The sequence below is a fragment of the Bacillus sp. 123MFChir2 genome, assembly GCF_000383235.1.
Taxonomy (GTDB): domain Bacteria; phylum Bacillota; class Bacilli; order Bacillales; family Bacillaceae_G; genus Bacillus_A.
Window position 1 is genome coordinate 1 of the sequence record NZ_KB910929.1, and the last position, 14,084, is coordinate 14,084.

15 protein-coding genes and 1 pseudogene are annotated in these 14,084 nt (G+C 39.1%); 11 read left to right on the forward strand and 5 right to left on the reverse strand.

All coding sequences use genetic code 11. The features are described 5' to 3' along the window. The 5 genes and pseudogenes from H280_RS26335 to H280_RS0105355 all read left to right on the forward strand — a co-directional run. Nucleotides 1-235: pseudogene (locus H280_RS26335) on the forward strand (IS4 family transposase); the annotation flags it as partial. Nucleotides 236-465: 230 nt separating this feature from the next. Beyond that, on the forward strand, nt 466-726 hold the full coding sequence (locus H280_RS0105340) for a hypothetical protein (protein ID WP_020060086.1): 261 nt from the start codon (nt 466-468) through the stop codon (nt 724-726). A gap of 17 nt (nt 727-743) precedes the next feature. After that, nucleotides 744-923 (forward strand): hypothetical protein, encoded by a 180-nt coding sequence (locus H280_RS23065; protein WP_020060087.1) that lies wholly within the window; start codon nt 744-746, stop codon nt 921-923. Nucleotides 924-953: 30 nt separating this feature from the next. Further along, on the forward strand, nt 954-1,529 hold the full coding sequence (locus tag H280_RS0105350) for a histidine phosphatase family protein (RefSeq protein WP_020060088.1): 576 nt from the start codon (nt 954-956) through the stop codon (nt 1,527-1,529). A gap of 237 nt (nt 1,530-1,766) precedes the next feature. Beyond that, a complete protein-coding gene (locus H280_RS0105355; RefSeq protein WP_028411110.1) occupies nt 1,767-2,129 on the forward strand; it encodes a VOC family protein in 363 nt (120 codons plus the stop codon). Nucleotides 2,130-2,545: 416 nt separating this feature from the next. Here H280_RS0105355 and H280_RS0105360 read toward each other — a convergent pair whose 3' ends face one another. The 4 genes from H280_RS0105360 to H280_RS0105375 form a co-directional block, all read right to left on the reverse strand. After that, the gene (locus H280_RS0105360) at nt 2,546-3,781 is read right to left on the reverse strand and encodes an NAD(P)/FAD-dependent oxidoreductase (RefSeq protein ID WP_020060090.1); all 1,236 of its coding nucleotides are present in this window, start codon (nt 3,779-3,781) and stop codon (nt 2,546-2,548) included. Beyond that, the gene (locus H280_RS0105365) at nt 3,778-4,110 is read right to left on the reverse strand and encodes a (2Fe-2S)-binding protein (RefSeq protein WP_020060091.1); all 333 of its coding nucleotides are present in this window, start codon (nt 4,108-4,110) and stop codon (nt 3,778-3,780) included. The genes H280_RS0105360 and H280_RS0105365 overlap by 4 nt, the downstream gene beginning before the upstream one ends. Further along, on the reverse strand, nt 4,107-4,379 hold the full coding sequence (locus H280_RS0105370; RefSeq protein ID WP_020060092.1) for a (2Fe-2S)-binding protein: 273 nt from the start codon (nt 4,377-4,379) through the stop codon (nt 4,107-4,109). Before H280_RS0105370 ends, H280_RS0105365 begins: the two co-directional genes overlap by 4 nt. A gap of 72 nt (nt 4,380-4,451) precedes the next feature. Beyond that, nucleotides 4,452-6,113, reverse strand: coding sequence for a sigma-54 interaction domain-containing protein (locus H280_RS0105375; protein ID WP_028411111.1), 1,662 nt, complete (start codon nt 6,111-6,113; stop codon nt 4,452-4,454). 207 nt (nt 6,114-6,320) lie between these two features. Here H280_RS0105375 and H280_RS0105385 point away from each other — a divergent pair, with 207 nt between their 5' ends. The 6 genes from H280_RS0105385 (at nt 6,321) to H280_RS26935 (ending at nt 12,690) form a co-directional block, all read left to right on the forward strand. Next, nucleotides 6,321-7,496, forward strand: coding sequence for an NAD(P)/FAD-dependent oxidoreductase (locus tag H280_RS0105385; RefSeq protein WP_020060095.1), 1,176 nt, complete (start codon nt 6,321-6,323; stop codon nt 7,494-7,496). Beyond that, nucleotides 7,493-8,530, forward strand: a complete 1,038-nt coding sequence (locus tag H280_RS0105390) for a proline racemase family protein (protein ID WP_020060096.1) — start codon at nt 7,493-7,495, stop codon at nt 8,528-8,530. The genes H280_RS0105385 and H280_RS0105390 overlap by 4 nt, the downstream gene beginning before the upstream one ends. Further along, nucleotides 8,527-9,480 (forward strand): proline racemase family protein, encoded by a 954-nt coding sequence (locus H280_RS0105395; protein ID WP_020060097.1) that lies wholly within the window; start codon nt 8,527-8,529, stop codon nt 9,478-9,480. Before H280_RS0105390 ends, H280_RS0105395 begins: the two co-directional genes overlap by 4 nt. A gap of 379 nt (nt 9,481-9,859) precedes the next feature. Next, the gene (gene dapA / locus H280_RS0105400; RefSeq protein WP_020060098.1) at nt 9,860-10,753 is read left to right on the forward strand and encodes a 4-hydroxy-tetrahydrodipicolinate synthase; all 894 of its coding nucleotides are present in this window, start codon (nt 9,860-9,862) and stop codon (nt 10,751-10,753) included. A gap of 114 nt (nt 10,754-10,867) precedes the next feature. Continuing rightward, complete coding sequence (locus tag H280_RS0105405) at nt 10,868-12,352, forward strand: aldehyde dehydrogenase family protein (RefSeq protein ID WP_020060099.1); 1,485 nt, start codon at nt 10,868-10,870, stop codon at nt 12,350-12,352. 251 nt (nt 12,353-12,603) lie between these two features. After that, nucleotides 12,604-12,690 carry an IS3 family transposase gene (locus tag H280_RS26935; protein WP_442852814.1) on the forward strand — a complete coding sequence of 29 codons (87 nt, stop codon included), beginning with the start codon at nt 12,604-12,606 and terminating at the stop codon, nt 12,688-12,690. Between the two features lie 107 nt (nt 12,691-12,797). Here the strand turns inward: H280_RS26935 and H280_RS0105410 are convergent, their stop codons facing one another. After that, on the reverse strand, nt 12,798-14,000 hold the full coding sequence (locus tag H280_RS0105410) for an MFS transporter (protein ID WP_020060100.1): 1,203 nt from the start codon (nt 13,998-14,000) through the stop codon (nt 12,798-12,800). Between the last annotated feature and the right edge of the window lie 84 nt (nt 14,001-14,084).

The following is a 14,084-nucleotide window of genomic DNA, read 5'->3' on the forward strand; positions in this document are numbered from 1 at the left end:
GCTATTTGGCACAACATCAAATGCGGTGTTCAATCAGTTGTTCACAGCTATGATTGCCTACGTTTTACTAAAATTTCTTCACGTAAAAGGTAGTAAGAAAAAACATATCAAACCGTTGTCATTCGCAGGTTTCACACGCCTGTTTCTTTGTGATACTCTGCCGTTTGAGTGGAGAATTTGTTTGAAAGAAATACTGGCATTCCATCGGCAAATAAGTCAAATGGATACTGTATAATTTTGGTTAATCAACACGTGTGATAAAAGTATTATTTTGTTTTGAAATGTTAACGGTTCTTATAGTTTGTGTAAGAGGCTATGTCCGCTGGGAATGGCCTCTATACTTGTCTATTGGAGTGGGAGCTTTAGCAATCGTACTTCTCTATTATTTTCATTATCAATATGGAGAAAGCGAAGAAAGGACATCTGTCAAACGGTAGAATATCAATATGAAACGGAGGATTCTATATGAGCATTCGGTGGCATGAACCGAATTGTCGTCAAGATCATACGGTTTTTGACACGCTATGGGAAGCAGAAGAGTGGGGAAATTCTATCAGTAACGATATGTATGCAGGAGCTTTTGATGGATATACAACCCCAGATGAGAAGGTTGCCTATGTTTTGGCTTTTCGCTTGGCGAGTGTTGATCAGTTCCATGCTCATACGGATACAGTTTGGCTTGGAGATAAAATGGTGTATAAAGTGTGGGTTACTCCATCTATTTAAAATAGGGGGCCAGAGATATGGAAGATGGGGTGGCTTTATATAGTATTTTTTCAATATTAGGATTTGTTTTTTACGCTGTAGCAACAACCTTTGTAGTATGTGTTGTATTAATTGTATTAAAGAGAATGAGAGAACGAAATGCGTATTTAAAAGATATACGAGATGAACTTAGAAAGAGGAATAATACTTCGAACTAAGTTCATTTTTCATAATTAGGAGGTTTTCACATGAATAGAATAGGGATTATTCGTCACGGAAGTACACCGTGGAATAAAGAAGGAAGGGCACAGGGTAGTTCAGATATTTCCCTTGATCAAGCTGGAATAGCAGATGCATATAAACTAGCAGAGCGTTTGCGTAAGGAGAATTGGGATTTCATATATTCTAGTGATCTATTAAGAGCAAAGCAAACTGCGGATATTATTGGTAAAAAACTTCCGAATATCCCTCTTTATTTGGAACCTAGACTTCGTGAAGCTGGGGGAGGACAGATTGAAGGGACAACGGAAGAAGAGAGAATTTTAAAATGGGGCAAGAATTGGAGAGAGCTGGATTTAGGGATTGAAAGTGCTGATCGTGTGATAGCAAGAGGTCTTTCGGTCATTGAAGAGGTAGCATCTAAACATGAAAATAAGAATATATTAATTGTTAGTCATGGTGCATTTATTAGACACATGTTAAAGGAATTAGTGCCCCAGTTACATATGGCAGAATCCCCGAAAAATACGTCTTTAACGAAACTTATTCAATTAGATAATGGTTGGGGTTCAGAATTATATAATTGCACCCTGCATCTAGAATAGAGCGTTATATTTTATTCCGGAATAATAAAACAAAGTATATATTTCTGCATACAGGAACGTTTGGTGGTGCATTTACATGTAAAGAGTCATAATTAATACTTATTAAACATTATAATTAATCGATATTCGACTTATTGTATTTGGTACCATAAAATGAAAGAGTGTTTAGAAAACTTGAAAAGTATTGGTTGTAGGAGAAAAATAACACAAGTTCAATTGATAATGGGAGTGGATTTTATGATTCTTGGTTTACATCACGCTCAGATAACTATTCCAAAAGGTGCTGAACTAGAGGGAAAAAATTTTTATTGCGAAATTCTTGGTCTACCTGAGAAGGAAAAGCCCGAATCACTAAAAGGGCGTGGAGGATTTTGGGTAAAGGTGGGAGATAGAGATGTACATATAGGTACAGAAGATGGTTTTAACCGATTAAAAACAAAAGCCCATATAGCCTATCAAGTAGAGGATATATCGCATTGGAGAAATGTGTTAGAACAAAATAACATTCAGATAATTGAAGGAGTACCTATACCTGGTTTTGAACGTTTTGAGTTTAGAGACCCATTCGGAAACAGAGTGGAAATGATTCAAGAAATTTAGTAAAGATAAAGTAATCACTCAGTCACTCGATGAAAAACCACTTTCTTTTTAGGCTGGCGAGTGCATCTAGCCGCGTGTTGGAGCGGTCAGGGCCTATTCCTACCACGTGCAAAGTTTTAAAACAAAGACAGGTAGCAAGGTGTAGTTACATTTTTATCTTCATAACAGCAATTTATATGCTGGAAAATGAAAATAACTTTCTATAGATAATGGGACGTGTTTTCGCTGGAATCATACTCCTTACCAAATTTCTAAATGAAATGTATGCCGGAGTAGTTACTAAAAATGACCAAGAGCTTAGGGGGACTCCTAAGCTCTTGGTCTGTAATTTATACTGAGAAATGGTATGTTTTTAATCGTTTTGTATAACAAATGCGAACCCGCTAGAACAAAGTCTGGCGGGATTTCTTATTGTATTACACAATTTTTTTAGAGGCCTTATTATTTGAATAGAGACGATCCCAGAGTTCGTACATTTTGTTTCTCCCATTATCAATTTCAGGATTAAATTGAATCGCAGCTTGTTTACGAACGGTGCGGACATGCTGCGCTGCTTGCTGAAGTCTCTGATCAATTGTGCCGGGGCCCTTTCCAGCATGTTTGGCAATTGATACTCCTGCTGTTGTTCCTTGGGCCATGGCGATTTTTCCACTTTCGATACCGGTAATGTTACCGGCGACAAAGAGCCCATCAAGAGGAGTTTCCATCGTTTCTGAATGGTGAGGAACGTGGCCGCCAAGTTCAGGAATGTATTGAAACGGGCATCCGGCAACAGCAGCAAGCTCTGCTAGCGGATATAAGCCGCCGGCAATGCACACGAAATCTGCATCATAAACTGTTTCAGATCCCTGAATCATATTGCCATCTGCGTTAATATCAGCGATGCGCACTCCTTCCACTTGATCCTTGCCGATAATTTCGAGTGCTGCTTTCCGAAGTTGGAGAGGCGTACCATTTATTTTCATGCCGTTTTTCGGATAAAAGTTTAAGCCGATCCTTCTCATCCAGTCACTTTTCATAAAACGACTTCCCATACGTAACAGCGGCGATGGAGCGAGATGTGCTGCATGTAAGAGTGATTTCATAACTTCTTCAGGTTCTCCGGCGTGTTTACTAAGGGCACTTTTTTCCGGAAGGACAATGCGATCAACTGTAATGCCAGCTAATTGTAATTCATTTAAAATTGCAAATGATAAAATATTCGCTCCGATAATGATTCCTTTTTTGCCGACTTGGACGCGGTGCACATTTGTCATGACTTGCGCTGCGCCGATTGACATGACACCAGGAAGGGTCCAGCCCGGCAGCGGGATAGGGTACTCCGCGGCTCCGGTAGCCACTAGTACAAATGGTGCTTCAAGCGTACCGAAACTTGTATGCACATTCCATCGGTTATTTTCTTTCGTTAAGTTGTAAACAGATATGCCGCAACGAATATCGACCGCCAATTGCTGTGCTTTTTGATAAAGGCGTTCTGATTCTTTTATTCCATTCCACCACTCACCAGAAGGCTCTTGATGAAGTTGTCCGAGTAATCTGCCGCCTGGCTTTACAAATTCATCAATAACGGTCACTTTGAGACCAAATTCCGCACAAGCAATAGCTCCTGCTAATCCTGCCGGACCTGCTCCAATTACAAGTACGTCAATCATCGCTTTTCCACCATCCTTCTCACAATATTCGGATGCTGTTTCCCGCTTTCAACGACCATATCTTGCTGGGCGACTGTTAAGCAGGCTCTTACGTTTGGCTTTTGATTGACAGTTACACGGCATTCTAAGCAGTGACCAATGTTGCAATAAATTCCTCTAGGTGTCCCGGTATCTTCGTGAACGCGTAGTTTTCTTATTCCGTTTGCTAAAAGAGTAGCGGCAATCGTTTCATTTTCATATGCTTCATATTCAACTCCATCAAATTGAAAAGAAATGCGTTCTCTATCATTTAAATTCCCTAAAACGGGATGATTCATGATTCTAGTCATTGTTTTTCACCTACTGTTCCAAATGTCACCGGCCGAATTGGCGGCTGATATTTTAAAGGAATTTCACTAGGTGACACATTAGGGATGATGCTTTCAATAATGTTATCTAATGTTAGGCGGCACGTCCGGCCTCCACAAAAACCCATTCCCGCCCGGGTTCTTAATTTTAATTCTCTCGCTGTGCATTGATGTTGATTTGCTGTTTCATGAAGTTGTCCGTAAGTAACTTCTTCACAACGGCAAATTACAATGCTATCTTTGTTCCCCATTTGAATTCCTCCTCCATTGTCGTTCATAAAAATACTATGCAAAAAATGTGCCAACATAGAGGAGGAAGAGGGTTAATTTAAGCCAAGCCGCTTTAATCGATTATATAAAGTGGCTCTTGTGATACCAAGCTGTTTTGCACACTCTAATTTATTTCCATCTAATAGATGTAACGCTCTTTCAATCACTTTTTTTTCGTGCTGATTCATTTCTTCTTGCAATGGTAAGATGGTGCAATCATTTTCTAGCAGGACATGATTTGCAGACTGCACTGAACTTTCAAATCTAATACTTTTTGTATGGAAGGGTAAATACTCTCTTTTTATTACACCATCTGTTGCGAATACGATAAGCCGCTCTATGCTATTACGCAGTTCGCGAATATTACCAGGCCAATTATAATGAAGCAGTTCATGCATGACTTCTGGCGGGAATTCATGAATTGGCCGCTGATAACTCAAAGAAAAATCATGTAAAAAATAATGAGTTAATTCAATAATATCTTCTTGCCGCTCTCTTAAAGGAGGAATATGCAAACTAACTACATTTAGCCGGTAATATAAATCTTCACGGAACAGTCCTTGTTTCATTAATTCTTGTAAATCACGATTTGTGGCAGCGATGATACGAAAATTGATGTTGATTTCTTTTTCTCCGCCGACCCGATAATATTTTCGTTCCTGCAGCACGCGTAGAAGCTTTACTTGCATTTCGAGCGGCATTTCACCTATTTCATCAAGAAATAATGTTCCTCCTTTTGCTAGTTCTATTTTTCCTTTTTTTCCTTTACTGTCAGCACCGGAGAAGGCGCCCCGTTCATATCCGAATAACTCACTTTCGAATAAAGATGCTGGTATCGCACCGCAGTTAATCGAAATAAAAGGAGCTTTCGGTTCCTCGCTTGCTTCATGGATTGCTTTGGCAAACACCTCTTTTCCGACACCGCTTTCACCTAATATAAGAACAGTGGATTTCACAGAACATACTCTTCTAGCTAAATCCACTGTTCTTTGCAGGGCGGCACTTTTTCCTTTAATGGAATAAAAGGGATCAGATGAATCCTTATATTTTGCTACTTCTTGTTCTAAACGGTGTACTTCATTGGACATATTAAATAATTTCTCATTCAGTACAACTTGATTTGTAATATCTGTTTCTGAAACGACTGCACCGATAATCTGATCGTTAAAATAAACGGGGTTAGAGTTAATTAAGACAAATAAATCAGACTGAGGCTGATGGTGCTGCCTTGCAATGCGTTTACCTGTATGTAGAGATTGCAAGATTTCTAGATTTTTGTAATCAAAGAAATCCGTAATTGGTTGGCCGATTATGTCTTGCCGTTTGACTAAGAATATTTTTTCTGCTCCTTCTGTCCATGTACAAACACGCTCGTTATTATCAATGACCGTGACAGAAGAATCCGTCGTTTGAGTGACGGTTTCATAAAATACCTTTAATTGATTGTAAGAGTTATGAAGAAGATGAATGATTTGTGCTGCTGTGATACATCCTAATGGATTTTTGTTTGTATCAAGAATAATAGCTGTGGAATGATGATGAAATGCCTGAAGTAAGGTGAATAATGAATCGTCCTCGTATACGACTTTGCATGGAAGTTTAGGCATTTTTGGTGTTGAACGATAATAAAATTCTCCGTTTTTCTGCTCGATCTGCTGTGTATCTATTAGAAGATGTTTTATTATTTCCTTTATTGATGGCAATGAAAACATAATGATCCCCCTTCCGCACTGTAAAAAAATATTAACACTGTAAAGGGAATTATACACTTATTTGCAAAAAATTTAAAATGTTCCGTAATAAGGTAAGGCTTTCATCAGCGAGGAAAGAAATAATGATTCATTTTGCAAGTTTCACATTAATTGGCACACGAATTGCATTTTTAGGTAATGAGGCCATTTCATCGAGAGGAGGAATGCCATGTGAAACATTGTGACGTGTTAGTCATTGGCGGAGGAATTATTGGCTGTTCGATTGCTTATTATGCTTCTAAATACGGAAGAGACGTAACGATCATTGAAAAAGGAGAATTTGTTAGTGGCACGTCTTCACGATGTGACGGCAATATTTTGGCGATTGATAAAGAGCCAGGTTTTGATAGTCAGATGTCGTTGTTTAGTCAAAATTTAGTGGATGAATTAAGTAAAGAGTTAGAGCATTCATTTGAATATCGTGCTCCGGGAAGCATTCTCGTTTGTGAAACAGATGAGGAGATGGAAGCAGCGCAAAAATGGGTAGATCGTCAAAAAGCAGCTGGTTTACCATTTCGGATGCTGGACCGGCAGGATATTCGGCAGGAGTCTCCCTTTTTTGCAGATGATTTATTAGGGGGGCTAGAATGTGCCACTGATTCCACAGTGAACCCTTATCTTTTAGCTTTTTCACTTTTGGAGGAAGCAAAAAAACTAGGGGCCAAAGCGTTCAAACATACAGAGGTAAAACAAATGAAAAAAGAAGAAAGTGGTTCATTTATTGTAGAAACGACAAACGGAGTTTTTACTACGGATCATGTCGTTAATGCTGCTGGGGTATGGGCACCTAAAATAGGAAAGATGCTCGATCTTTCAATACCGATTGAGCCGAGAAAAGGGCATATTATCGTTGCTTCGCGGCAGCAGCATGTAGGGTCCAGGAAAGTTATGGAGTTTGGGTACTTAATTTCTAAGTTTGGCGGAAAGCGCATTGTTGATCCGTTAACCGAAAAGTATGGAGTCGCTCTCGTCTTTGAACCAACAGAAAGTCAAAACTTTTTAATTGGCAGCAGCAGAGAATTTGTTGGTTTTCAAACGGCAGTAAACAATGAAGTCATTAAATGTATTGCGAACCGAGCAATCAGATTTTATCCGAAAATGGCGGATATGATGGTCATTCGTTCATATACAGGGTTGCGTCCATGGACGGAAGATCATTTGCCAATCGTTTCACGCGTGGATATAATTCCAAATTATTATATTGCGGCGGGACATGAAGGGGACGGCATTAGCCTCGCAGCAGTAACAGGGAAAATAGTAGAAGAACTTATTAACGAAAAAGAAACGTCTATTCCCGTTGATTCGCTTAGCTTTAACCGATTTACAGAAAGGATGTTGAGCAGATGAGGGCACAAAGAGTCTTTACAACAATTGATACACATACAGGCGGGAATCCGACGAGAACATTAATTAGCGGACTTCCAAAACTAGTTGGGGAAACAATGGCAAAAAAAATGCTCCATATGAAAAAAGAATATGATTGGATTCGCAAACTATTAATGAATGAACCGCGCGGCCATGATGTCATGTCTGGTGCTTTATTGACGGATCCTTGTCATCCAGAAGCAGATATTGGCGTGATTTACATTGAGACAGGTGGATATTTACCGATGTGTGGACATGACACGATTGGTGTGTGTACAGCTCTAGTTGAGTCTGGATTGATTCCTATTCAGGAACCCGTTACTTCCTTAAAGTTAGATACGCCTGCTGGACTCGTTGAAGTAGATATTTCAATAGAAAATGGAAAAGCAAAAGAAGTATCTTTTTGCAATATTCCAGCATTTCTTTTAAAAAGTATTTCCGTTGATGTTGAGGGAATTGGCCGTGTAGATGCCGATATTGCGTATGGAGGGAATTTCTACGCAATCATTGAGGCAAAATCAGTTGGATTGGAGTTAATTCCAGAAAATGCTTCTCACATAATTGAAACTGCAATCGACATTAGAAACACCATTAATGAAAACGTTGAAATCGTTCATCCGCAATATTCGTTTATTAAAGGGCTAACCCATGTTGAGTTTTTTACGGAACCAACTCATGAGGAAGCGGATGTGAAAAACACAGTGATTGTTCCTCCAGGGGGAATCGATCGTTCTCCATGTGGAACAGGTACCTCTGCGAAATTAGCTGTCCTATATGCGAATCAAGAAATTTTAATTGGCGAAGAATTTGTTCATGAAAGCATTGTCGGTTCTTTATTTAGAGGACGCGTACTAGAAACGATGGATGTGGAAGGGGTTGAGGCTGTTGTAACTCAAATTACTGGCTCCGCTTGGCTAATGGGAATGCACCGATTCTTCTACAATGAGAAAGATCCACTTAAAGAAGGCTTTCTGCTCATTCCGCCAATGGAACATGAAACGGAGGACGTGAAATGAAAATTCAGAAGACGTATACAACGACAGATGTACACGTAGCTGGGGAAGCGTTTCGTGTTATTAAAGATGTCCCGTTCATTCATTATCAAAACTTAGAACAGTTAAATGAACGGTTTATGCATGTATTTGCAGATGAAATTTACCTTTTATTAAATGAGCCGCGCGGATTTGCTGGGTTGAATGGCTGTCTTGTTGTACGGGCGATTAACGAAGAAGCGGATGCCGCGGTATTATTTTTCAATCATGAAGGAACGGTTCCGATGCATTACGGCGGCATTGTTGCTGTTATTACAGCTTTATTGGAATGCGGTCATTTGCAGCCTAGAGCGTCAAATGAATATAAAATCGAAACGCTCAAAGGTGTGATTTCCGTTAGCGCTATGATGGAGAATGATGAAGTAGTTTCAGTGTTGATCGAAAGTAAACCGTGTCATGTAGTGGAAACAAACATTCCATTGTCTCATTCGAATGTCAATACACAGTTCGCTCTCGTAGAAGCCGATCAATTATATGCAGTGTTTGAGAAAGGTGATATTGCCACAGAGATTCGTATTGAGGAACTGCCTGAATTGAAAAGATGGGGACAAACGATGTATCAAGCTCTTAAGTCGAAATTTCCAGTAAGAGGTATCATTTTAATGGATGATTCGCATGTAAAAGAGGGCCGAATTAAAACAATCACGTTTCGTGAAGACCGGTATATCGTTCGCTCTCCCGGCTTTGAATCGACAACGGCGTGCTATACAAGTTTACTTGCTAAAGAGAGAGTGTACATGGAACCGCCATTTGTAAATGAAAGTATTTTCGGTAGTACTTTGACAGTACAAGTAGCGAAACAAACAGAGGATGGATACAAATTCACTTTAAAAAGCCGCGGTTTTATTACAGGAATGCAACTATTTGTATTAGATCCGACAGATCCGTTACCTGCTGGATTTTTACTAAAATAATAAAAAGGATTGTTTAACTTATCCCGCATTAACGGGCAGTAAGACCCCCACCTCAAGATTCAGAGAGAAGCAAAGAAGATAGGTGGGGGAAACTGCCCGTAAAAGCCCGATTGGTTCAACTAACCGTCAGTTGGGGATGAAGAAAACCCCCACTGACGGAAGTTTCACTTTATCTAAGGTTATTATGCCAGCTATATATACATTTTCATTTTTCGGCACATAAGTTGCTGTATGATTTCTCCTTTTGTTTTAAACGTTGCCTGTGGTAGGAAAAGGCCCTGACCGTTTCTATGCGCGGCTAGTTGCTCTCGTCCACCCAAAAAGAAAAGGGTTTTAATGACTTGTATATATAGTGAAAAATAGTAAGGGGGAAATACAAATGACAACAATTAGAGGAGCTTATCCAGTATTAATTACACCGATGACTGAGGCGCAAGAGATTGATTGGAGCGGTGTGAAAAATAATGTGAATTACTTCATAGATCAAGGCGTTGCAGGGATTGTAATTAACGGAAGTACTGGAGAGTTTGTAAGTTTATCGAAAGAAGAAAAGTTCCAAATGGTTGAAACTGTATTAAAAGAAGTGAATGGCCGTATTCCGGTTATTGTAGGAACAGCAGCTGAAACAACGAAAGAAACGATTGAATATACGAAACAGGCGGAAGCACATGGTGCAGATTGTGCGCTCATTATTAATTCTTATTACTGCAAACCGAAAGAAGAAGAAATTTATTTTCACTTTAAAGAAGTATCAAATGCCGTAAATATACCGATTATGCTGTACAACAATCCTTTTACATCAGGCGTTGATATGAGTACAGAGTTGATGATGAAAATCGGCAAAGAATGTGAAAGAGTTACCCACATTAAAGAATCAAGTGGAGATATACGCAAAGCAAGAGATCTTGTTAGACAAGGTAAAGGAGACATTGAAATTTTCTGTGGTTCAGAAGATTTAGTTATGGAGTCTTATTTAGTCGGGGCAACAGGTTGGATTTCTGTTGCAGGGAATATTGTACCAAAGCTTGTTACACAAATGTTTAATCATTTTCAAAAGGGTGAGTTAAAAGAAGCTTGGGAAATCAATGATCGTATTTTACCACTTTGTGAATTCCTTGAAGGATCAGGAAAATACGTGCAAATTGTAAAACGTGCGATGGAATTGAATGGACAGGCAGGAGGACCTTCACGCTATCCTCGTTTAGGATTGACACCTGAGGAAGATCAAAAGCTTAAGGATATTTTAGCAAGTTTAACTGTACAACGTGTATGAAAGGAAAAATTGATCCATAAGGGGGATTCACCCCCTATTTATGGTTAATTGCAGATTTTTTTTGGTTTCTCATACCACAAATAGCAGGATATAAAATGTAAAGGGGAGAGGAATATGTTAACAACACAAATCGAATTAAAGCCGAGGGTAAAAGCTTTTTTAGAAGGAAATATTGAACTCTTTATCGATGGGAAATTTGTACCAGCGGTAAGCGGCAAAACGTTTGAAACGTATAATCCAGCAACAGAAGAAGTACTTGCTTTCGTAAGTGAAGCCGAGGAAGAAGATATTGATTTAGCAGTAAAGGCTGCACGCAGAGCATTTGAAAAAGGAGCATGGCCTGACTTAAGTGCGGCTGAAAGAGCGCATTTCATTTACAAGTTGGCTGATTTAATTGACGAGCATAAAGAAGAACTAGCGCAATTGGAAGCGCTTGATAATGGAAAACCATATCAAGTAGCACTAGAGGACGATATTCCAGCAACAGTAGAGCATTATCGTTATTATGCTGGCTGGGCAACGAAAATACTTGGTCAAACAACGCCAATTTCAAAGGACTATTTAAACTATACACGCCATGAACCAATTGGAGTTGTCGGCCAAATTATTCCATGGAACTATCCGTTAGTGATGGCTGCCTGGAAAATGGGAGCAGCACTGGCAACAGGATGTACAATCGTTTTAAAACCTGCTGAGCAAACACCATTATCTCTGTTATATACAGCACAGCTTTTTAAAGAAGCTGGCTTCCCGGACGGCGTTGTCAATTTCGTTCCTGGATTTGGTCAAACAGCAGGAGCAGCAATTGTGAATCATCATGATATTGAAAAAGTCGCTTTTACAGGTTCGACTAATACTGGTAAATATATTATGCGCCAAGCAGCTGAAACAATTAAACATGTGACGTTAGAACTTGGAGGAAAATCACCAAATATTATTTTAGAAGATGCAAATATAGAAGAGGCAATTACTGGTGCCTTTAACGGTATTATGTACAACCATGGACAAAACTGTAGTGCAGGATCTCGCGTGTTCGTTCACCGAAAGCATTATGAAAAAGTAGTGGAAGAATTAGCGAAACGTGCGAACGCTGTAAAACTTGGTGCAGGAATGGAAACAGGTACGGAAATGGGACCACTTGTTTCGAAAAAGCAACAAGAGCGCGTGTTACATTATATCGAAAAGGGAAAAGAAGAAGGCGCAAGAATTGCAGCTGGCGGTGCGAAGGCATTTGAAAAAGGGTACTTTGTCAAGCCAACTATTTTTGCTGATGTTACAGATGATATGATTATTGCCAAAGAAGAAATTTTTGGTCCAGTAGTGGCAGTTCTGCCGTTCGATACGGTAGAAGAAGTAATTGAAAGAGCGAATAAAACACCATTTGGACTCGCTGCAGGTGTATGGACAGAAAATGTTAAAACTGCACACCAAGTAGCGAATCGCTTAAAAGCTGGTACAGTATGGATTAATGATTACAACTTAGAAGATGCAGCAGCGCCGTTTGGTGGGTATAAGCAATCAGGTATTGGCCGCGAAATGGGATCTTATGCGCTTGATAATTATACAGAAGTGAAGAGCATTTGGGTGAACTTGAAATAAAAATTGGGAAAATCCTTTCTTTTTAGGGTGGGCGAGAGGGTCTGGCCGTGTATGGTAGCGGTCAGGGCCTATTCCTGCCACATGCAAGGTTTAAAACAAAAACATAGAAAAGAAGGAGCGCATAGAGATTGAACTGTACCCCGAATCATGGACACTTTTTTTAAAAAGTCCATGATTCGGGGGTTTTGTGTATTAGACTATAAGTGTTGTCAAACGTTCCAATCCCTTCAATTGGTAATCGATACTTATTTATGAAGGAGTATAATTATGATCTTTATCAATGGACACTCAAAAGGATGGCTCCGGTACAATACCGGAACCATCTATTGAGTGCTTGATTTCTAAAGGTCTTTTTATTAAACTGTCTATTTTGTAGGGGCCAGTTCAATCCTCTTTTTTATGTGATGGAATGAATCATTATATATTAAAAGTAGTGGAAATCTCCTTATTTCACTTCAACTATTGGTACGTTTTCATGTTTAACGAAACACGCTGCAAGTAAGCCTAGACCGAGTATGGCTGCAAGTAGAATAAACGTCGCAGTGAAACTGAAAGCCTTCATAAACGTAAAAGAGATAATTGGACCAAAACTTGTTCCAGTAAATAAAATGACTGTGTACATTGATATTGCAATACTACGAGCTTTACCTCCTAATTGACCAACAAGGGAAACTAAAGAAGGTACGGAGAGTGCAATGCCACTTACAAAGACTATACTCATTACTGTTGAAAAGAATATGTTTGTAAGAAAGCCCATGGAAGCTAGAGCAAAAATGGAGAGAAGTAGCGCCCACCGAAGTACAAACAGAACGCTAAAACGTTTTGCTAATTTACCTGCTAGTGGAGACAATATCATTCCTAGGACCCCAAATGAACGAATATACAGAAGTTCGTGATTGTTCATTTGGAAAGGTAGATTAGTTAAATATTGTCCTAAGGTGGTGTACATACTAACGAAAGACATGAGTAGAACAAACGCTATTACGTAACTAAATATTAGATTTTTATTAGTAAAGACAATACCGAGTTGCTTCATTGGCTCCCAAATATTTTTCTTGTGATCATGACTTATACCTTTTGGAAGTAACCAGAACACTATTGCTGCAGTAAGAATATAAACTGCAGAAAGAGAGTGAAAAACAAATTGCCAATGAAATTGTTGGCTTACGTAAGCACTGAATACTTGACCGACGATTCCGGCAACGAGGAATCCTGTACTAATAAAACCAACAGCACCAACCTTTCTTTCGTTAGGGAATACTTCTAGTGTGTATGCTAACGCTACTGGTGAAAACGTTGCAGCAGCTAAACCTTGTAGACCTCTTAATGCAACAATATATGAGAAAGAATGAACCATTCCAAGCAGTAATGAAATGACACTTAAAGAAATTAGTCCAAGACATATAATGTTTTTGCGGCCATATTTTTCAGAAATCGCACCGTAAATAAAACATCCACTAGCAAAACCTATTGAAAATATACTAGAAGTTGTAGCTGCTTGCGATAGAGAAACATGAAAATTATCACTAAACATGGTAATGAGTGGGATACTTACATATAAACTGGACATAACAACCATTCCAGTCCAGCATAATATGAGTGTCATAAGATTATAGTTGTGCTGTTTTTCAAAATCGATCGCGATCATAAAATCACCTTCACCTTTATTTTAATTATATTAGATTATAGTTAGGTAACCTAATTAAATGGATGGAAAAGAGCTACTATCGTT

Bases quoted from the DNA above. Each gene is read 5' to 3' on its own strand.
- H280_RS0105355 (WP_028411110.1), top strand. From the start codon at position 1,767: ATGATTCTTGGTTTACATCACGCTCAGATAACTATTCCAAAAGGTGCT.
- H280_RS0105410 (WP_020060100.1), bottom strand. From the start codon at position 14,000: ATGATCGCGATCGATTTTGAAAAACAGCACAACTATAATCTTATGACA.
- H280_RS0105405 (WP_020060099.1), top strand. From the start codon at position 10,868: ATGTTAACAACACAAATCGAATTAAAGCCGAGGGTAAAAGCTTTTTTA.
- H280_RS23065 (WP_020060087.1), top strand. From the start codon at position 744: ATGGAAGATGGGGTGGCTTTATATAGTATTTTTTCAATATTAGGATTT.
- H280_RS0105390 (WP_020060096.1), top strand. From the start codon at position 7,493: ATGAGGGCACAAAGAGTCTTTACAACAATTGATACACATACAGGCGGG.
- H280_RS0105350 (WP_020060088.1), top strand. From the start codon at position 954: ATGAATAGAATAGGGATTATTCGTCACGGAAGTACACCGTGGAATAAA.
- H280_RS0105360 (WP_020060090.1), bottom strand. From the start codon at position 3,781: ATGATTGACGTACTTGTAATTGGAGCAGGTCCGGCAGGATTAGCAGGA.
- H280_RS0105370 (WP_020060092.1), bottom strand. From the start codon at position 4,379: ATGGGGAACAAAGATAGCATTGTAATTTGCCGTTGTGAAGAAGTTACT.
- H280_RS26935 (WP_442852814.1), top strand. From the start codon at position 12,604: ATGAAGGAGTATAATTATGATCTTTATCAATGGACACTCAAAAGGATG.
- H280_RS0105340 (WP_020060086.1), top strand. From the start codon at position 466: ATGAGCATTCGGTGGCATGAACCGAATTGTCGTCAAGATCATACGGTT.
- H280_RS0105365 (WP_020060091.1), bottom strand. From the start codon at position 4,110: ATGACTAGAATCATGAATCATCCCGTTTTAGGGAATTTAAATGATAGA.
- H280_RS0105395 (WP_020060097.1), top strand. From the start codon at position 8,527: ATGAAAATTCAGAAGACGTATACAACGACAGATGTACACGTAGCTGGG.
- dapA (WP_020060098.1), top strand. From the start codon at position 9,860: ATGACAACAATTAGAGGAGCTTATCCAGTATTAATTACACCGATGACT.